Origin of the sequence: Dermacoccus sp. GAS27A (assembly GCF_044909235.1) — a bacterium.
Classification (GTDB): domain Bacteria; phylum Actinomycetota; class Actinomycetes; order Actinomycetales; family Dermatophilaceae; genus Dermacoccus; species Dermacoccus nishinomiyaensis.
In genome coordinates this window covers 135100-153064 of record NZ_JBIYDW010000008.1, presented here as the reverse complement: position 1 = coordinate 153064, position 17965 = coordinate 135100, and the positions used below count along the sequence as shown (strand labels likewise).

At 70.2% G+C, this 17965-nt stretch carries 13 protein-coding genes and 1 pseudogene; 10 read left to right on the top strand and 4 right to left on the bottom strand.

The window, feature by feature from the left end:
* Window positions 1-15: 15 nt before the first annotated feature.
* Window positions 16-1920 carry an acetate--CoA ligase gene (locus ABH936_RS10310; protein WP_404603213.1) on the top strand — a complete coding sequence of 635 codons (1905 nt, stop codon included), beginning with the start codon at window positions 16-18 and terminating at the stop codon, window positions 1918-1920.
* A 168-nt stretch (window positions 1921-2088) separates the two neighbouring features.
* Here ABH936_RS10310 and ABH936_RS10305 read toward each other — a convergent pair whose 3' ends face one another.
* A complete protein-coding gene (locus tag ABH936_RS10305; protein ID WP_404603212.1) occupies window positions 2089-3339 on the bottom strand; it encodes a saccharopine dehydrogenase family protein in 1251 nt (416 codons plus the stop codon).
* A gap of 112 nt (window positions 3340-3451) precedes the next feature.
* On the opposite strand from ABH936_RS10305, the gene ABH936_RS10300 reads away from it, so the two are divergent.
* The 7 genes from ABH936_RS10300 to ABH936_RS10270 all read left to right on the top strand — a co-directional run bounded on the left by ABH936_RS10300 (window position 3452) and on the right by ABH936_RS10270 (window position 11998).
* The gene (locus ABH936_RS10300; RefSeq protein ID WP_038568766.1) at window positions 3452-4831 is read left to right on the top strand and encodes an L-serine ammonia-lyase; all 1380 of its coding nucleotides are present in this window, start codon (window positions 3452-3454) and stop codon (window positions 4829-4831) included.
* Window positions 4832-4952: 121 nt separating this feature from the next.
* Window positions 4953-6149: a 1-deoxy-D-xylulose-5-phosphate reductoisomerase gene (dxr, locus tag ABH936_RS10295; protein WP_404603211.1), complete on the top strand. Its 1197-nt coding sequence runs from the start codon at window positions 4953-4955 to the stop codon at window positions 6147-6149.
* On the top strand, window positions 6149-7471 hold the full coding sequence (locus ABH936_RS10290) for a M50 family metallopeptidase (protein ID WP_404603210.1): 1323 nt from the start codon (window positions 6149-6151) through the stop codon (window positions 7469-7471). Before dxr ends, ABH936_RS10290 begins: the two co-directional genes overlap by 1 nt.
* A 47-nt stretch (window positions 7472-7518) precedes the next feature.
* Window positions 7519-8676, top strand: coding sequence for a flavodoxin-dependent (E)-4-hydroxy-3-methylbut-2-enyl-diphosphate synthase (gene ispG, locus ABH936_RS10285; RefSeq protein WP_062257398.1), 1158 nt, complete (start codon window positions 7519-7521; stop codon window positions 8674-8676).
* Window positions 8677-8683: 7 nt separating this feature from the next.
* Window positions 8684-9619: a GNAT family N-acetyltransferase gene (locus ABH936_RS10280; RefSeq protein ID WP_404603209.1), complete on the top strand. Its 936-nt coding sequence runs from the start codon at window positions 8684-8686 to the stop codon at window positions 9617-9619.
* A 120-nt stretch (window positions 9620-9739) separates the two neighbouring features.
* The gene (locus ABH936_RS10275) at window positions 9740-10144 is read left to right on the top strand and encodes a hypothetical protein (protein WP_006944879.1); all 405 of its coding nucleotides are present in this window, start codon (window positions 9740-9742) and stop codon (window positions 10142-10144) included.
* A 174-nt stretch (window positions 10145-10318) separates the two neighbouring features.
* Window positions 10319-11998 (top strand): acyl-CoA dehydrogenase family protein, encoded by a 1680-nt coding sequence (locus ABH936_RS10270; RefSeq protein ID WP_404603208.1) that lies wholly within the window; start codon window positions 10319-10321, stop codon window positions 11996-11998.
* Window positions 11999-12173: 175 nt separating this feature from the next.
* On the opposite strand, the pseudogene ABH936_RS10265 reads toward ABH936_RS10270, so the two are convergent.
* Window positions 12174-12569 (bottom strand): annotated as a pseudogene (locus tag ABH936_RS10265) (AIM24 family protein); the annotation flags it as partial.
* Between the two features lie 225 nt (window positions 12570-12794).
* On the opposite strand from ABH936_RS10265, the gene ABH936_RS10260 reads away from it, so the two are divergent.
* On the top strand, window positions 12795-14558 hold the full coding sequence (locus tag ABH936_RS10260) for a proline--tRNA ligase (protein ID WP_404603207.1): 1764 nt from the start codon (window positions 12795-12797) through the stop codon (window positions 14556-14558).
* A 150-nt stretch (window positions 14559-14708) separates the two neighbouring features.
* A complete protein-coding gene (locus ABH936_RS10255; RefSeq protein ID WP_404603206.1) occupies window positions 14709-15500 on the top strand; it encodes a TSUP family transporter in 792 nt (263 codons plus the stop codon).
* Between the two features lie 75 nt (window positions 15501-15575).
* On the opposite strand, the gene ABH936_RS10250 is transcribed toward ABH936_RS10255, so the two are convergent.
* Both ABH936_RS10250 and ABH936_RS10245 read right to left on the bottom strand, forming a co-directional pair.
* The gene (locus ABH936_RS10250; protein WP_404603205.1) at window positions 15576-16781 is read right to left on the bottom strand and encodes a CapA family protein; all 1206 of its coding nucleotides are present in this window, start codon (window positions 16779-16781) and stop codon (window positions 15576-15578) included.
* Window positions 16782-16809: 28 nt separating this feature from the next.
* A complete protein-coding gene (locus ABH936_RS10245) occupies window positions 16810-17808 on the bottom strand; it encodes a hypothetical protein (RefSeq protein ID WP_404603204.1) in 999 nt (332 codons plus the stop codon).
* Window positions 17809-17965 lie beyond the last annotated feature (157 nt).

Genomic DNA, 17965 nt, shown 5'->3' with positions numbered 1-17965 from the left:
AGGCAAGATGGGTGTATGACCGACGTCACGTTCGACCACGCCTCACTCCACGCGCGCAGCGACGACCCCGAGGGGTTCTGGCTCGAGGCCGCCAGCGGCGTCGACTGGATCACCCGACCCAAGCGGGCGCTCGACGCCTCGAGCGCCCCGCTGTACCGCTGGTTTCCCGACGCGCGGCTCAACACCTGCTACAACGCGCTCGACCGGCACGTCATCGCAGGCCGCGCCGATCAGCCGGCGCTCATCCACGACAGCGCCGTCACCGGCACGAGCCGCACGTACACCTACGCCGAACTGCTCGACGAGGTCGCCCGCCTCGCCGGGGTGCTCCAGGCGCTCGGGGTGGAGAAGGGCGACCGGGTCATCATCTACATGCCGATGATCGCGGAGGCCGTCATCTCGATGCTCGCCTGCGCGCGCATCGGGGCGGTGCACTCGGTTGTGTTCGGCGGCTTTGCGCCCACCGAGCTGGCCGCACGCATCGACGACGCCCAGCCCAAGGTCGTGCTGTCCGCGAGCTGCGGCGTCGAGCGCACCCGCGTCATCGGGTACAAGCCGATGCTCGACGCGGCACTCGCCCGCGCGTCGCACGAGGTGGGGCACTGCGTCATCGTGCAGCGCCCGCAGTGCGAGGCGAGCCTGGGGGAGAAGGACTTCGACTGGGCGCAGGTCATGGCGCCCGGTGCGGTGCAGCCCGCCGGCTGCGTCGCCGTCGCGGCCACCGACCCGCTCTACATCCTCTACACCTCCGGCACGACGGGGCGGCCGAAGGGCATCGTGCGTGACAACGGTGGCCACGCCGTGGCCCTGACGTGGTCGATGAAGCACGTCTACGGCATGGAGGCCGGTGACGTGTGGTTCACGGCCAGCGACGTCGGCTGGGAGGTCGGCCACTCCTACATCGTCTACGCGCCGCTGTTCGCGGGCCTGACGACGGTGCTGTACGAGGGCAAGCCCGTCGGCACCCCGGACGCGGGCGCGTTCTGGCGCATCGTCGAGCAGTACGGCGTCGCGGGCCTGCTCACGGCGCCGACGGCGATCCGCGCGATCAAGAAGGAGGATCCGGACGGCTCGTTGATCGCCGAGCACGACCTGTCGTCGTTGCGGACGCTCTTCCTCGCCGGTGAGCGCCTCGACCCCGACACCTACGCCTGGGCGCACGACAAGCTCGGGGTGCCGGTCGTCGACAACTGGTGGCAGACGGAGACGGGGTGGCCCATCGTCGCGAACCCGGTCGGCATCGAGTCGTTCGCGCCGAAGCCCGGATCGGCGACCAAGCCCCTGCCCGGCTACGACGTGCAGGTGCTCGCGCCCGACGGCTCGCCCGTCGAACCAGGCGTCGAGGGTGCCGTGTGCCTCAAGCTGCCGCTGCCGCCCGGTACGCTCGCGACGCTGTGGGGTGGCGACGAGCGCTACGTCAGCTCCTACCTGTCCGCGTTCGAGGGCTACTACCTCACCGGTGACGGCGGCTACATCGACGACGACGGGTACGTGTGGATCATGGGCCGCACCGACGACGTGCTCAACGTCGCGGGGCATCGCCTGTCGACGGGCGCCCTCGAGGCCGCGCTCGCGGGGCACCCCGCCGTCGCCGAGTGCGCCGTCATCGGGGTCGCCGACCAGCTCAAGGGCCAGGTGCCGCGGGCGCTCGTCGTGCTCAAGGCCGGGCGGGAGTACACCGACGACGAGTTGCTCACCGTCCGCGACGAACTCAAGGCGCGCGTGCGCGCCGAGGTCGGGGCGCTCGCCTCGCTCAGCGACGTCGACGTCGTCCAGGCCCTGCCGAAGACGCGATCGGGCAAGATCCTGCGCAAGACGATGCGCCAGATGGCCGACGGTGAGACGCCCCAGGTGCCCGGCACGATCGAGGATGCCAGCGTCCTCGACGCTCTCGGTGACGTGCTGCGCCACCACTCGTGACGTTCGCGACGCCGCGCGGCGTCGTCCGCGCCGGCTATGACGAGCTGGTGCTGCACCTCGGCGCGGCGGCTGCCGATCTCGGCGCATGCCGAGAACGGTTCATCCCCGGCACCGCATCGGTGCCGGGGACGAACGCTACGTCACTCGAACTCAGCCGAGCTTTCGAAATCAGCCGAGCTTCGTCACCTCGAGCGTCACGCCGTGCTGACGCAGGCGCTCGGCGTACGGCGCCCCGAGGGCAACGGCGGGCGTGAGAACGCCGCCGTCCGCCTCGCCGGGCAGCGTCGGCAGGTCGCCGAGCGCCAGCGTCACGGCCGCCTCGCCGAGCATGACGGCCGTCGCCTTGTAGCCCGGGTCGCCCTGCGAGGAGACGATCGAGCGGTAGCGGGCGCCGCTCGTCGTCGTCGAGCGGATGTCCATGCGGAAGAAGCCCTCCTCGCGCGCTTCCTCGCTCGGGCCGCTGCCCGGCGCGGGGACGACGCGTTCGAGCAGCGGGCGCAGACGCTTGACGCCCATCGCGCCGAAGCCCGCCCCCAGCGCACCCGCGACGGCGTACGCCATCGCGCGACCCTTGACGCCCTTGCCGGCCTTCATCACCTCGCGGTAGCGGAAACCCGAGCCGTACGCGTGGCCGAGCAGCGCGTTGCTGCGGCGCACGATGCGCGTGTTGTAGGAGGCCATGAGGAACGGCGCGACCCACGCGTCGACGTCGTCGGAGTACCACACCGACAGCGAGTCCTTGAACTCGCCGTTCGGCTCGCGCGAGCGGTCGGGGGAGAGGGAGAACTTGTCGCCGGCGATCTTGCGGCGAGCGGGGTCGTCCGCGATGTCGTCGGCCTGCTGCATCGCCGAGGCGATCGTCCCGCCGCTCATGCCGCCCTTCATCGACGCGTACTCGGTCGTCGCCGTGAGCTCCCCGTCACCGGCTTCACGCGCCGTCTGGGCGAGCAGGAAGACGCCGAGGTCGGAGGGCACCGAGTCGTAGCCGCACGAGTTGACGATGCGTGCGCCGTTCGCGCGGGCCGTCGCGTCGTAGCGGTCGATGCAGTCGTGGGCGAAGAGCACCTCGCCGGTGAGGTCGACGTAGTGGGTGCCGGCCTCGGCACAGGCGCCGACGAGCGGCAGGCCGTGGCGCGCGTACGGGCCGACGGTGGAGATGACGACGCGTGCCCGGTTCGCGAGGGCGTGCAGCGACGCCTCGTCGCCGGAGTCGGCTGTCACGATGCCCCAACCGGCGGCGGCTGCGGCCTCGGTGCTCAGGTCGTCGCGCACCTTCTCGACCTTCGAGGCGGTGCGTCCGGCGAGGGCGATGCGGATGTCATTCGGCGCGTGCTCGGCGAGGTGCTTCGCGACGAGCCGGCCGACGAACCCGGTTGCGCCGTAGAGGACGATGTCGAATTCTCGCGTCGTATCAGTCATGCTCCGCAGGCTACCGGTGAGTCACCTGCGCTGCCCACATACCTGAGGGGGGCCTCGATTACTCGTGTGGCCACATTGTGTGCGAATCTGTCCGCATGATGGATGGTGTGGCATGGCGCTGAGTGCATTCGAACTGTACTCGATCGGTATCGGACCCTCGTCGTCCCACACCGTCGGTCCCATGCGAGCCGCGGGGCGGTTCCTCGAATCCCTGCGCGAGGCAGGGCTCTTCGACGACGTCGCGCGCGTCCAGGTCGAACTGTGCGGGTCGCTCGGGCAGACCGGCCACGGGCACGGCTCCGACAAGGCGGTCGTCCTCGGCCTGATGGGTGAGGACCCGGAGACGGTCGACACCGACACCGCGGACGCGCGTTTCCACGCGGTCAAGGAGACCCACCGCCTTCTGCTCGGCGGCCTGCGCGAGGTGCCCCTTGACGGCGACGACCTCGTCCTGCACCGCCGCAAGACGCTGCCCGGGCACCCGAACGGCATGATCGCTCGGGCGCTCGGCGCTGACGGATCGGTGCTGCTCGAGCGCGTCTACTACTCCGTCGGAGGCGGGTTCGTCGTCGACGAGGACGCGCTCGGCGCCGACCGTGTCGTGCAAGACACGACGCCCGTCGAGTTCCCGTTCAACACGGGCAAGGAACTGCTCGAGATCTGTGCGCGCACGGGTCTGCCGATCAGCGAGGTCATGATGCGCAACGAGCTGTCGTGGCGCACCGAGGAGGAGGTGCGCTCGGGCATGCTGCACCTGTGGTCGGTCATGGATCAGTGCATCACCAACGGTTTCTCGACCGAGGGCACCCTCCCCGGCGGGCTCAAGGTGCCGCGCCGCGCCCCCGCCATCCACCGTGCGCTGCAGCAGCAGGTCGAGCCCGGCTACCCGATCGACCCGCTCGATGTCATGGACTGGGTCAACCTGTTCGCCATGGCCGTCAACGAGGAGAACGCCGCGGGCGGCCGCGTCGTCACCGCGCCGACGAACGGTGCGGCCGGCATCATCCCCGCCGTCCTCAAGTACTACGTCAAGTTCGTCCCCGGCGCCGATGAGGACGGCATCGTCCGGTTCCTGCTGACGGCTGCGGCCATCGGCATCCTGTTCAAGGAGAACGCCTCCATCTCGGGCGCCGAGGTCGGCTGCCAGGGCGAGGTCGGTTCGGCGTGCGCGATGGCGTCCGGTGCGTTGTGCGAGGTCATCGGCGGCAACCCCGAGCAGGTCGAGAACGCCGCCGAGATCGGCATCGAGCACAACCTCGGCCTGACGTGCGACCCCGTCGGCGGGCTCGTGCAGATCCCGTGCATCGAACGCAACGCGATCGCCTCGATGAAGGCGATCAACGCCGCTCGCCTGTCGCGTCGCGGTGACGGCAAGCACACCGTCAGCCTCGACCAGGCGATGAAGACGATGCGCGAGACCGGCCGAGACATGAGCGTCAAGTACAAGGAGACGGCACGCGGCGGGCTGGCCGTCAACGTCATCGAGTGCTGACGTCCGGGCGAGCGGCGGCCGTCACCGCGTCTCACTGAGGCGCTGAGTGGCGACGCCTCGCGTCGTGAGCGATGGTTCGTCGCAGCGGGCTCGGGGGCGGTTGTCAGGCGTCTCGTACACAATGGGGGGCGTGACCACCCAGCGCACCGTCTCCCTGCTCGGCTCCACCGGTTCGATCGGCACCCAGGCGTGCCAGATCGCGCGGAACAACCCCGAGCGCTTCCGCATCGTCGCGCTCAGCTCCGGCGGGCGTGACCTCGAGCTCGTCGCGCGTCAGGCCGTCGAGTTCGACGTCGAGCTCGTCGGTATCGCCTCCGGTGACGCGGCGCGGCTCGAGACGCTCATCGCCGATGCGGCGTCGGGCGCAGGCAAGCAGGTTGTCAGCCGCGTCGTCAGTGGTGACGACGCGTCGGTGCAGGTCGCGAGCGTCGGTGCGGACGTCGTGCTCAACGGCGTCACCGGCTCGATCGGTCTGCGCCCGACGATCGCAGCGCTCGAGGCGGGCAGCACGCTGGCGCTCGCGAACAAGGAGTCGCTCATCGTCGGTGGCCCGATCGTCAAGCGTCTCGAAAGGCCCGGGCAGATCGTGCCCGTCGACTCGGAGCACTCGGCCATCGCGCAGGCGCTCACCTCCGGTACGCACGACGAGGTGCGCAAACTCGTCGTCACCGCCAGTGGAGGGCCGTTTCGCGGCATGAGCCGCGCCGAGCTGGCCGGCGTCACACCCGCACAAGCCCTGAAGCACCCCAACTTCGCGATGGGCAAGGTCATCACCACCAACTCGGCGACGCTCGTCAACAAGGGCCTCGAGGTGATCGAGGCGCACCTGCTGTTCGACATCCCGATCGATCGTGTCGAGACGGTCGTGCACCCGCAGCAGTACATCCACTCGATGGTGGAGTTCGTCGACGGCGCCGTCGTCGCGCAGCTCGGCCTGCCGACGATGCTCGTGCCGATCGCGATGGGCCTCGACTGGCCGCACCGCATCGCGGGCGTGGAGACACCGATCGACTGGACGAAGGCGATGGACTGGCGGTTCGAACCTCTCGACGACGAGGCGTTCCCCGCCGTTCGCCTCGCCCGTCAGGTGGGTGAGGCCGGCTCGACGTACCCGGCCGTCTACAACGCGGCCAACGAAGAGTGCGTCGAGGCCTTCCACGACGGGCGCATCGGCTTCCTCGACATCGTCGACACCGTCGAGAAGGTCGTCGACCAGCACGCGCCCGAGAGCGGCGAACCTGACGTCGACGCCGTCCTCGCCGCAGAGACATGGGCGCGCCGCACCGCGCACACGCTGATCGAGAAGGGGCTGCGCTGATGCTGTTCGTCCTCGGGGTGCTGTTCATGATCGTCGGCGTGGCTGCCTCGATCGCGCTGCACGAGATGGGGCACATGGTGCCCGCGAAGAAGTTCGGCGTCCGCGTGCCGCAGTACATGATCGGCTTCGGCCCGACGCTGTGGTCGAAGAAGCGCGGCGAGACCGAGTACGGCGTCAAAGGCATCCCGCTCGGCGGTTACGTGCGCATGATCGGCATGTACCCGCCGAAGGCGGGCGACCCGGACGGCTCCGTGCGCGCCTCGTCGACCGGTCGGTTCAGCCAGCTCGCCGACGAGGTGCGTGAGCAGACCTTCGAGGAGCTGCGCCCCGGTGACGAGAACCGCGTCTTCTACAAGCTCAAGACGTGGCAAAAGGTCACCGTCATGTTCGGTGGGCCGTTCATGAACCTCGTCATCGCTGCGGTCGTCATGACCGTCATGGTGTGCGGCGTCGGCCTGCCGAAGCTCACCGGCACGAAGGTGACGTCGCTGACGACGTGCCTGACGAAGGTCGAACCCGGTCAGAAGTGCCCGACGGGGCAGGAGGCGCCGGCGGCCTCGAGCGGGTTGAAGCTCGATGACGTCATCATCTCGGTCGCGGGGCAGAAGGTGAACAGCAACCTCGAGGCGACCCGCGTCATCCGCGCGCACGGCGGCGAGAAGATCCCGTTCGTCGTCGAGCGTAAAGGCCGGCAGCAGACGCTGCAGGTCACGCCGAAGACGACGAAGGTGGCGAAGCTCGACGCCGACGGCAACCCCGTCACCGACGCGGGTGGCCAGAACGTCATGATCGACGCCGGGTACGTCGGGCTGTCGATCGGTCAGTACACGTTGCAGCGTCAGGGCCCGGGTGCTGTCCCCGGCATGCTCGGCACGAGCATCAAGCAGACGGCGGGCGTCGTGCTGCACATCCCGGAGAAGATGAAGGGCGTCGCGCAGGCGGCGTTCAGCGACGAGGCGCGCGATCCGAACGGGCCGATCTCCGTCGTCGGGGTGACGCGCATCGCGGGCGACGTCGCCGAGTCGTCGAAGGTCGAACTCGGCCAGAAGGTGCTGCTGCTGCTCAACCTGCTCGCCTCCCTCAACCTCGCGTTGTTCGTGTTCAACCTCATCCCGCTGCTGCCCCTCGACGGCGGCCACATCGCGGGTGCGCTGTGGGAGGCGATCAAGCGGCCCATCGCGCGGGCGCGCGGCGTCGCCGGCCCCGTCTACGTCGACGTGACGAAGGCGCTGCCGGTCGCGTACGCCGTCTCGCTCGTCCTCATCGGGATGTCGGTGCTGCTCATCTACGCCGACGTCGTGAAACCCATCACCATCCGATGAGTCTCGGCCCGGCCCAGGGCGTCGCGCGGCAGTCGTAGGATGGGCTCATGTCGGTTTCTCTCGGTATGCCCTCGGCGCCCGCGCCGGTCATCGCTCCTCGTCGCAAGACGCGCAAGATCAAGGTCGGCAAGGTCGAGGTCGGGGGAGACGCCCCCATCTCGGTGCAGTCGATGACGACGACGCCGACGACCGACATCAACGCCACGCTTCAGCAGATCGCCGAGCTGACGGCCACCGGGTGCGACATCGTCCGTGTCGCGTGCCCGAGCCAGGACGACGCGGAGGCGCTGCCCGCCATCGCTCGCAAGGCGCAGATCCCCGTCATCGCCGACATCCACTTCCAGCCGAAGTACGTCTACGCGGCGATCGAGGCGGGGTGTGCGGGTGTGCGCGTCAACCCGGGCAACATCCGCAAGTTCGACGACCAGGTCAAGCAGATCGCCAAGGAGGCGAAGGACGCCGGGGTCTCCATCCGCATCGGCGTCAACGCCGGTTCGCTCGACAAGCGGCTGCTCGAGAAGTACGGCAAGCCGACGGCCGAGGCGCTCGTCGAGTCGGCCGTATGGGAGGCGTCGCTGTTCGAGGAGCACGACTTCCACGACTTCAAGATCTCCGTCAAGCACAACGACCCCGTCGTCATGGTGCGCGCCTACGAGATGCTCTCCGAGCGCGGCGACTGGCCGCTGCACCTCGGTGTCACCGAGGCCGGGCCCGCATTCCAGGGCACGATCAAGTCGGCGACGGCGTTCGGCGCGCTGCTGAGCCGCGGCATCGGCGACACGATCCGCGTCAGCCTCTCGGCTCCGCCGGTCGAGGAGGTCAAGGTCGGCAACATGATCCTGCAGTCGCTCAACCTCAAGCCGCGCAAGCTCGAGATCGTGAGCTGCCCGAGCTGTGGGCGCGCGCAGGTCGACGTCTACACCCTCGCCGAGCAGGTGACGAAGGGCCTCGAGGGCATGGAGGTGCCGCTGCGCGTCGCCGTCATGGGCTGCGTCGTCAACGGCCCCGGTGAGGCGCGCGAGGCCGACCTCGGCGTCGCCTCCGGCAACGGCAAGGGCCAGATCTTCGTCAAGGGTGAGGTCATCAAGACGGTGCCGGAGAGCCAGATCGTCGAGACGCTCATCGAGGAGGCCATGCGCATCGCCGAGGAGATGGGCGAGGACGCGGGCGCCGACGGCGCCGGCCCCACCGTCTCGGTCGGCTGACGCCGGCATGCTGCGACGTTCGGGGGTGCGAGCCCTCGACGCCGGCGACCGCGCCGCCGCGCGGGCGTTGTGCGACCTCGACCCGGTGACGAACGTCTTCGTCGCCGCCCGCCTCGACGAGGGCGCGCTCGGTTCGACGAGCGCTGCCTTCGGTCTCGACGGTGACGTTGGCCAGCCACTCGCGGCAGGGGCGGACGCTTCGGGGTTCGATGCCGACGGGCTGGGTCGAGGCGGCGCTCGCTCGCTCGAGTCCAGTCAACGGCCGCTGCGCTCGATGCTGTGGGCGTCGGCGAATCTGGTCCCCGTCGAGGCGAGCCCTGACGATCTGGAACGCTACGCGGCCCGCGTCAAGTGTGCGCGACGCCGCGTCAGTTCGCTGTTCGGGCCGGCCGAGCAGGTGCTGCCGCTGTGGCAGCTCGTGTCGCGTTCGTACGCGCCGGCGCGCTCGTTCCGCCCCGAGCAGCCGCTCATGGTCGCCTCGCGGGAGGCGCGCGCGCGTCAGGGCATCGAGCCCGAACCGCGCGTGCGCGTCGCCCGGCTCGACGAGGTCGACGCCATCGTGCCCGCGGCCGCGGCGATGTTCACCGAGGAGATCGGCTATGCGCCCTACGTCGGCAGTGCCGCGGCCTACCGCGCCGGGGTGCAGCGCCTCGTCATGGGTGGGCGCACCTTCGTCCTCATGGACGGTGCGCGCGTACGGTTCAAGGCCGACGTCGGATCGCTCGCCTCGGGCGTGGCACAGATTCAGGGTGTGTGGATCGACCCCGCCTGGCGCGGCCGCGGGCTCGCCGCACCGTGCATGGCGCGCGTCGTCGACCTCGTCGAGGCGGAGCTCGCGCCCACCGTCAGCCTCTACGTCAACGGGTACAACACCCCCGCGCTGCGCGCGTACGAACGCGCCGGGTTCGAACGCGTCGGGACGTTCGCGACCGTCATCCTCTGATGCGGCGGCGCCGGCACAGAGGCGTCGCGGTGGCACCGCTTCTGGATGGGACGAGCGCCCTGCCCCCGCACTTCGACCCGTTTCAACGGCGTTGTCAGGGCGATGTGATGGGGTGGGGGCATGAATCCTGTCACCGGTCTTCGTGAACTTCCGCCCCTGATGCGCGGGCTCGTCGGCGCGTACGTCGTCTCCGGCGTGACGCACCTCGTGCGCCCGCAGGTGTTCGAGCCGACCATTCCGCCGCAGCTACCCAAGGCGCGCGAACTCGTCTACCTCAGCGGTGTCGCCGAACTCGTCTGCGCCGCGGGTCTCGTCAACCCTGCGACGCGCCGAGCCGCGGGTTACGCCTCTGCCGCCCTGCTCGTCGCCGTGCTGCCCGCGAACGTCGAGATGGCGCGTCAGGCGCAGGCGAGCGTCCGACGCCGCTCCACGCCGGGCAAGCAGGCGCGCCTCGCCGGCATGCTCGCGCGGGTCCCGGCGCAGTGGCCGCTCATCAAGGCGAGCCTCGACATCGCTCGCCGCTGACGAGGGTTCGCAAGGCCGACCGTGCGCCGTGCGTGGGTCGCCGTCACTGTGGGTGACGGTTCGCGCCGGACTGATGGGCCCGCGCCGCATTGGCGGGCCCGCGCCGTGCGGTCGGCGTCGACTCCTGCGCGCAGACGCCGCCCGGGCACCGGGCCGGCGATCTACAGTGGCGTCATGACTGACGTGTTCGCGCTCACACCAACCAATCAGGCCGACGTCATGGCCGGGTTCGACGCCGTCGACGCCGACGAGGCGCTCAAGGACGCGGCGAGCGCGTTCGCCTCGCACGAGCATGCCGACGTTCTCGGCCCCCTGCGCGAGCTCGGTGTCATGGCCGGCAGCGAGGAGGCTCGCGAACACGGCATGGCTGCGAACACGTTCACGCCGCGGCATCACGCCGTCGACCGGTTCGGCGCGCGTACCGACGCCGTCGAGTTCCACCCGTCCTGGCACTGGCTCATGCGCCGCGGCGTCGAGTTCGGTCTCGCGGGCGCGCCCTGGCAGGACGCGTCGGCGGACGCTCACCTGCGGCGGGCAGCGGGCTTCATCACGTGGTCCGGCGTCGAGCCCGGGCACGTCTGTCCGCTGACGATGACCTATGCCGCCGTCCCCGCCCTGCGCGCGGACGAGGCCCTGACGCAGCGTTACGCCGACGGCCTCGCGGCGAGCGTCTACGAGCCCGGCGATCTGCCCGCGGCGAGCAAGGATGGGCTGCTCGCGGGGATGGGGATGACGGAGAAGCAGGGCGGCTCCGACGTGCGCACCAACGTCACCGAGGCCACCCCGGCCGGTTTCGACGACGACGGCGCCGCCGTCTACTCGCTGCGCGGGCACAAGTGGTTCACGAGCGCGCCGACGAACGATCTGTTCCTCGTCCTCGCGCAGGCTCCCGGCGGGCTGACCTGCTTCGTCGTGCCGCGCGTGCACCCTGACGGCACTCGCAACGCGCTGCGCATCGTCCGGCTCAAGGACAAGCTCGGCAACCGCTCCAACGCGAGCAGCGAACTCGAGTTCCACGACGCCTACGCCACCCGCCTCGGTGACGAGGGTGCCGGCGTGCGCACGATCATCGAGATGGTGAGCGCGACGCGGCTCGACTGCGTCCTCGGCTCGGCCGGGCTCATGCGTCGCGCGACGAGCGAGGCGGCCTGGTACACCGCGCGCCGTCAGGCCTTCGGCGGCGTCCTCGCCGACAAGCCCGCGATGCAGAACGTCCTCGCCGATCTCGCGATCGAGTCGGAGGCCGCGACGGCGCTCGGCATGCGCCTCGCGGCGAGCGTCGACCGTATCGAATCAGGCGATCCCGGCTGCGAGCACGAGCGCGCGTTCCGTCGCTTCGCACTGCCGCTCGCGAAGTTCTGGGTGTGCAAGCGCACGCCGATGCACGTCGCCGAGGCCCTCGAATGCCTCGGCGGCAACGGGTACGTCGAGGAGTCGGGCATGCCGCTGCTGTTCCGCGAGTCGCCGCTCAACTCGATCTGGGAGGGCTCGGGCAGCGTCAACGCCCTCGACGTCCTGCGCGCCCTGACGCGTTCGCCGGAGGCGTTCGAGGCCTTCAGCCGCGAGCTCGACGTGACCCGCGGCGACCACCCCGGGCTCGACGTCGCGACGAAACAGGTGCTCGCCGACGTCGTGTCGTTGACGCCCGACGACGCGGAGTACCGCGCCCGCGACATCAGCGCTCGAATGGCCGTCGTCCTCCAGGCGAGCCTGCTGCTGCGCAGCGCGCCGTCGAGCGTCAGCGACGCGTTCATCGCGAGCCGCGTGCAGGGGGAGTGGGGCGGCGTGTTCGGCACCCTCGGCACGTCGGCCGCGAGCGCCGCCATCGCCCGACGCGCGACGCCGCGGCCCTGACCCCCTGGCGGTCAGTCGAACAGCCCGCCGAGGCCGCCCTGCTCGTTCGTCGAGGGCATGAGCTTGGCGGCCCACTCAGCGAACGCCTGCGGGTTGCGTGACTGCAGGAGCACGCGCCCGGGCCTGACGAAGTCGAAACGAGCCCTTCACCGGACTTCATCGACTGGATCGAGCGTCCTTCGACCGCCCGACGCGTTGTGAACTGCATCCCCAGGTCGTAGGCGATGACGTGCCCGGTATGGATGACGTCACGCTCGCCCGGAGCGAGGTCCGTGGCGTCGACCGCGCCGTAGACGCTGAGGCCCTGACCGCTGGCCTCGAGGCCGAAGCCGCCCTCGCCGCCGAAGAGGTTCTTCATGCCACCGAACTGCGAGGTGACCTCCATGCCCTCACTGCTGGCCATCCAGTTGCCGCTGATGACGAAGCAGGGGCGATCGGGCTGGGTCTCGAGCGGCAACATGTCGCCGGGCAGGACGCCGGCGATGTCGACCCACCCGCCCTCGGCGGGGGCGGTGTACGTCGTCGAGAAGAAGGACTCACCGCAGAGCACGGAGCGCTTGAGCCCCTTCATGATGCCGCCGCTCGCGGCCTTGCTGGAGATCTGCACGCCGGGCGAGTGCGCAGGAGACGGGAGACGGCGAAGGACGGATTGTGACGCAGTCGAATCTGCATGGATCTCAGGAAGGCCTCGCGGCCCGAGCATCGGGTGGATGCGGGCCGTGCACGCCCTGGGCGGGCCGGGATATTGTGGGGCCGAGTCACGCGGAGCGACCGCGACACGACCCGAGGAGAGACCGTGGCCCAGCGCATGTCCAACCTGTTCCTGCGAACGCTTCGCGAGGATCCGGCGGACGCCGAGCTGCCGGGCCACAAGCTGCTCGTGCGCGCCGGCTACATCCGACGCGCCGCGCCCGGCGTGTACACGTGGTTGCCGCTCGGGCTCAAGGTGCTGCGTAACGTCGAGACCATCGTCCGCGAGGAGATGGAGGCCATCGGCGCGCAGGAGCTGAGCTTCCCCGCGCTGCTGCCGCGCGAACCCTATGAGGCGACGAACCGCTGGGACGAGTACGGCCCCAACCTGTTCCGCCTGCAGGACCGCAAGGGCGTCGACATGCTCCTCGGCCCGACGCACGAGGAGATGTTCACCATCACGGTGAAGGACATGTTCTCGAGCTACAAGGACCTGCCGACGACGCTGTTCCAGATCCAGACGAAGTACCGCGACGAGGCCCGCCCGCGCGCCGGCCTGCTGCGCGGGCGCGAGTTCATCATGAAGGACTCGTACTCCTTCGATCACACGAAGCAGGGCCTTGAGGAGAGCTACGCCAAGCACCGCGGCGCGTACGTCAAGATCTTCGACCGCCTCGGCTTCGAGTACGTCGTCGTCCACGCCGACTCGGGTGCGATGGGCGGTTCGGCATCGGAGGAGTTCCTCGCCGTCAGCCGCCACGGTGAGGACACGTTCGTCCGCTCGCCCGGCGGTTTCGCGGCGAACGTCGAGGCCGTCGTCGTGCCGCAGGCCGAGCCCGTCGAGGTGAGCGTCGGCCCTGCACACATCGAGGACACCCCCGAGACCCCGACCATCGAGACGCTCGTCGCGGCCCTCAACGCGAATCACCCGCGCGACGACGGACGCGAGTGGACGGCTGCCGACACGCTGAAGAACGTCATCGTCATGCTCGTCCACCCCGACGGCACGCGCGAACCGCTTGCGATCGGCGTGCCCGGCGATCGCGAGGTCGACGCCAAGCGCCTCGAGGCTCAGGTCGCTCCGGCTGACGTCGAGGCGTTCGAGGAGAAGGACTTCGCCGCCTACCCGATGCTCGCGAAGGGCTACATCGGCCCGGGCGTGCTCGGCGAGGAAAAGGCCTCCGGCATCCGTTACCTGCTCGACCCCAGCATCGCCGAGGGCTCGGCGTGGGTGACGGGCGCCGACGTCAGCGGCAAGCACGTCATCGACCTCGTCCACGGCCGCGATTTCACCGCCGACGGCACGATCCAGGCGGCGCAGATCAAGGAGGGCGACCCGGCCCCCGACGGTTCGGGCCCCCTGACGCTCGCGCGCGGCATCGAGATGGGTCACATCTTCCAGCTCGGCACGAAGTATGCCGAGGCGCTCGGGCTCAAGGTGCTCGACGAGAACGGCAAGCTCGTGACGGTGACGATGGGCTCCTACGGCATCGGCGTCTCCCGCGCCGTCGCCGCCATCGCTGAGGACAACCTCGACGACAAGGGTCTCATCTGGCCGCGTCACATCGCGCCGTTCGACGTCCACGTCGTTGCCACGGGCAAGGACGCCGCGGTCTTCGAGAAGGCGGAGCAGGTCGTCGCCGACCTCGAGTCGGCCGGGCTCGGCGTCCTGTTCGACGACCGTCCGAAGGTCAGCCCCGGCGTGAAGTTCAAGGACGCCGAGCTCATCGGCGTCCCGACGATCGTCGTGCTCGGGCGTGGCCTCGCCGACGGCACGATCGAGGTCAAGGACCGCCGCTCGGGCACCTCGCGTGACGTCGGCGTCGACGAGGTGGCGGCCGAGGTGCTCTCCGAAGTGCGCGGCGCCTGATCCCACCCTGCGTCACGAGAGCCACCACGGCCCGACGTGGTGGCTCTCGCGCGTCGAACGGCCGCCGCCCCGGTCACGAGCGGCGCGGGCGCGACGGTCGCGGACTGAGAGACGTTTGCGGGCACGCGGCGCGCGGCCCAGGATGACGGGGTGAACGACCCGGGAACCCTGACCCTCACCCTGCTGGCGCTCGCGGCGGCCTGTGCGGGATGGGTCGACGCCGTCGTCGGCGGGGGTGGGCTCGTGCAGTTGCCGGCCCTCATGGTCGCGTTTCCGCACGCCGCGCCGGCCCAACTGCTCGCGACGAACAAGCTGGGTTCGATCTGTGGCACGTCGGTGAGCTCGGCGACGTACCTTCGGCGGGTGCGTCCCGATCTGCGCACCGCGCTGCCGCTCGCCGTGATGGCGTTCGCCGGCTCGATGGCGGGTGCGGCGCTCGCCAGTCACATCCCGCGCAGCGCGTTCAACCCGATCATCCTCGTCGTCCTCGTCGCCGTCGGCACGTACACGCTGTTCAAGCCCTCGATGGGGCAGCTCGAGAACCTGCGGCACGCGGGCAGCCGGCGCCATTACGCGACGGCGGGTGCCATCGGCCTGGGCGTCGGCCTGTACGACGGCGCGCTCGGCCCGGGGACGGGCTCGTTCTTCGTCTTCGCGCTCGTCAGCCTGCTCGGCTACCGCTTCCTCGAGGCCTCCGCCAAGGCCAAGCTCGCCAACTTCGCGACGAACCTCGCCGCCCTCGTCGTGTTCATCCCGGCAGGTGCGGTGGCCTGGCGTGTCGGCCTCGTGCTCGGCGTCGCGAACCTCGCGGGCGGCTATCTCGGCGCCCGGACCGCCGTCTCGAAGGGGGCCGGGTTCGTGCGCGCCGTGTTCGTCGTCGTCGTGGGGGCCTTCGTCGTCAAGCTCAGCTACGACACCGCCGCGCAGTTCGGCGTGCTCTGACGCTCAGCCGCGCCCGGCGCCTCACCGGCTACCACGGCTCGAGCGTCCGGCGGCCTCGGCGGGTGCCGTCACCCGTCAGGACACCGGCTTGGCGTCGCAGCCGAACGCACCCATCGTCGCGGTCGTCTTGGCGTAGGATGCTGGGTTCTGCGACGGGGTGGCCAGCTCGACGACGCGCGTCTTCTGGTCCTGATAGGTGGGCTGGTACGTCATCGATTGGCTGATCTTGCCGTCCGCGTCGCGCGTGAAGGTGACGCTCGCGTACGCGCCGTCCGCCGTGCCCGGCAGATATGCGGCCTGCTGACCGGAGAACAGGTTGCCGAGGGCGTAGGAGACGTATCGTCCGTCGATCTTCTGGCACGGCTGCACGATGTGCGGATGGTTGCCGATGATCCAGTCGACCTGCCCGGAGCGCAGCAACGCGTCCGCATACTTCTTCTGCTCCGCCGAGACAGGCTTGTACTCGATGCCCCAGTGCATCGAGACGACGACGATGTCGGCGCCCTGCTTGCGCGCTTCGGCGGCGTCGGCCTGGATGCCTTCCGGGGTGCGCACCGAGTACAGGTTGTCCTTCAGCCAGGGCGCATCCCTGGGAGTGCCGATCTGGTCGCCGTTGATGCGGTTGTCGAGGGTGTAGCTGTACGACAGCTGCGCGACCTTGAACCCCTTGGCCTCGTAGAACACGGGCTGGCCCTTCTCGCCGGCGGACGCGGCCGGGCCGGCCGCCTGCAGACCGTTCGCGGCCATGACGCTGCGCGTGCTCGCCAGCCCTGAGAGGCCGCGGTCGTAGGCGTGGTTGTTGGCCGTCGAGCACCCGTCGAACCCGATGGACTTCACCGTCGTCACGAACTCGTGGGGCGCGTTGAAGCTCAGCTCGCGCGCCAGGTTCGTGTCGTCACGCGACAGCGGGTTCTCCATCTGGCAGATGCGTAGATCGCCCGCCTTCGTGACGGAGGAGATCTGGCCGAAGAACTGATCGAAGCGGTACCCCGTGCCGCCTGCGGCACGACGGGCCATCTGCGTGATCGACGGGTGGACGATGAGGTCGCCCGACGCGCCGATCGTGATGCTGCCCGGCTTGTTCTTGACCGGCTCCGGGGGAGCGAGCGAAGAGCTCGCCGAGGGGCTCGCACTCCCACCGGAACTGCTCGACGCGCCGGCCTTCGATGACGCCCCGGAGCTCGAAGCGCCGCCCGTGTCGTGCGAGCTGCCCGAACAGGCCGTGAGAGCGAGCAGTGAGATCAGTGGTGCGGCGGCGGCCGCGCGTCCCCAAATGCGCATGGGACGAGTTTATTCCCGGCAGGCCTGCTCAGGTCGTGAGGCCCGGGAACGGCGACACGCTGCCCCCACCGAAGCGCACCGTGCGGGCCGCGCTCGACCACGCGAGCAGCAGCCCGTTGACATCATCGGCGCTGCGCGTGCCCGTCGCCGCGACGGCGCACGCCGACATCACAGCCGCGGCCGCCTTGCCCCCATCGGCGCGGGCCGCGGCGAGCGAGTCGTAGCGGCGCGCGGGCGCAGCGGGGCTCGCGGAAGCAGACGATGACGACGACGGCGACCCCGATGACGCCGACGATTCCGCGAGCGAGCGCACGGCGTAGAGGTCGTCGAGCAGGTCGGGGACGTCGCCGCGATCGTCGGGATCGGTGCGCGCCGCCCACCACTCGAGCGCGTGGATCGTCACCGCGTTCGCCTCGAGCAGCGCCGACGACGAGGGCACCGACGCCGTCGCGGACCACGGCACGGAAACGCCACCCGGCAGCGAGCTGAGCCCGCGCGCGGCGATCGACAGGGCGAGAGGCCTCGATGTCGACGAAACCTTCTGCAGGCTCGCGCACAGCGCGGGGGAGGCCCAGTCGCTCTCGGCGCGGGTCCACGCCGTCGCGGCGGGGCTGCTGCTCGCCGAGGGCGACGACGCCGGGACGCTCGCGCGGGAGCTCTTTCCGGACGCCGACGCTGATGGCGACGCAGACGCTGACGCCGACACGCTGGGCGCGGCAGTGGCGCTGACGCTGGGCAGCGACGTCGCGCCGATGCCGCGCAGCGTCGCGTCGAGTCGTTTGAGTTCGGCGACGTGGGCGCCGCGCGCGTCGGCGGCCTCCCGGCGGTGGTTCGTCTCCTGGCTCGCCGCGCTCATCGCGACCACGAGGTGACGACGCACAGCCTCGAGGGGGCCCGAATCGGGCGCCGGTGCCGCCGTCGGCCCCGGCAGGGGCGCGTCCTTCTCCACGCGCAGCCTGCAGGCGCTCGTGGCGGTGAGGACGACGGCGGCGAGCGCGGTGCGGCGGGTGAGACGAGCGTCGGGCATGGGCACAGTCTCGCACGCACTGACCGCGCGTTCCGGCGGGCGGTGACGCCACGCGCACCGTGGGCGCGTCAGGCTCACCGTGCCTTCCCACAGGATGAACATCGCGTTATCCATCATTTGCAGTTTTGCTGAACCGAAGACAAGGTTATGTACCTCG

Excerpts from the sequence above, each read along its gene's own strand:
- ABH936_RS10250 (WP_404603205.1), bottom strand. The coding sequence starts at position 16,781 with ATGCGCATTTGGGGACGCGCGGCCGCCGCCGCACCACTGATCTCACTG.
- ABH936_RS10245 (WP_404603204.1), bottom strand. The coding sequence starts at position 17,808 with ATGCCCGACGCTCGTCTCACCCGCCGCACCGCGCTCGCCGCCGTCGTC.
- ABH936_RS10305 (WP_404603212.1), bottom strand. The coding sequence starts at position 3,339 with ATGACTGATACGACGCGAGAATTCGACATCGTCCTCTACGGCGCAACC.
- ABH936_RS10290 (WP_404603210.1), top strand. The coding sequence starts at position 6,149 with ATGCTGTTCGTCCTCGGGGTGCTGTTCATGATCGTCGGCGTGGCTGCC.
- ABH936_RS10280 (WP_404603209.1), top strand. The coding sequence starts at position 8,684 with ATGCTGCGACGTTCGGGGGTGCGAGCCCTCGACGCCGGCGACCGCGCC.
- dxr (WP_404603211.1), top strand. The coding sequence starts at position 4,953 with ATGGGGGGCGTGACCACCCAGCGCACCGTCTCCCTGCTCGGCTCCACC.
- ispG (WP_062257398.1), top strand. The coding sequence starts at position 7,519 with ATGTCGGTTTCTCTCGGTATGCCCTCGGCGCCCGCGCCGGTCATCGCT.
- ABH936_RS10310 (WP_404603213.1), top strand. The coding sequence starts at position 16 with ATGACCGACGTCACGTTCGACCACGCCTCACTCCACGCGCGCAGCGAC.
- ABH936_RS10275 (WP_006944879.1), top strand. The coding sequence starts at position 9,740 with ATGAATCCTGTCACCGGTCTTCGTGAACTTCCGCCCCTGATGCGCGGG.
- ABH936_RS10300 (WP_038568766.1), top strand. The coding sequence starts at position 3,452 with ATGGCGCTGAGTGCATTCGAACTGTACTCGATCGGTATCGGACCCTCG.
- ABH936_RS10270 (WP_404603208.1), top strand. The coding sequence starts at position 10,319 with ATGACTGACGTGTTCGCGCTCACACCAACCAATCAGGCCGACGTCATG.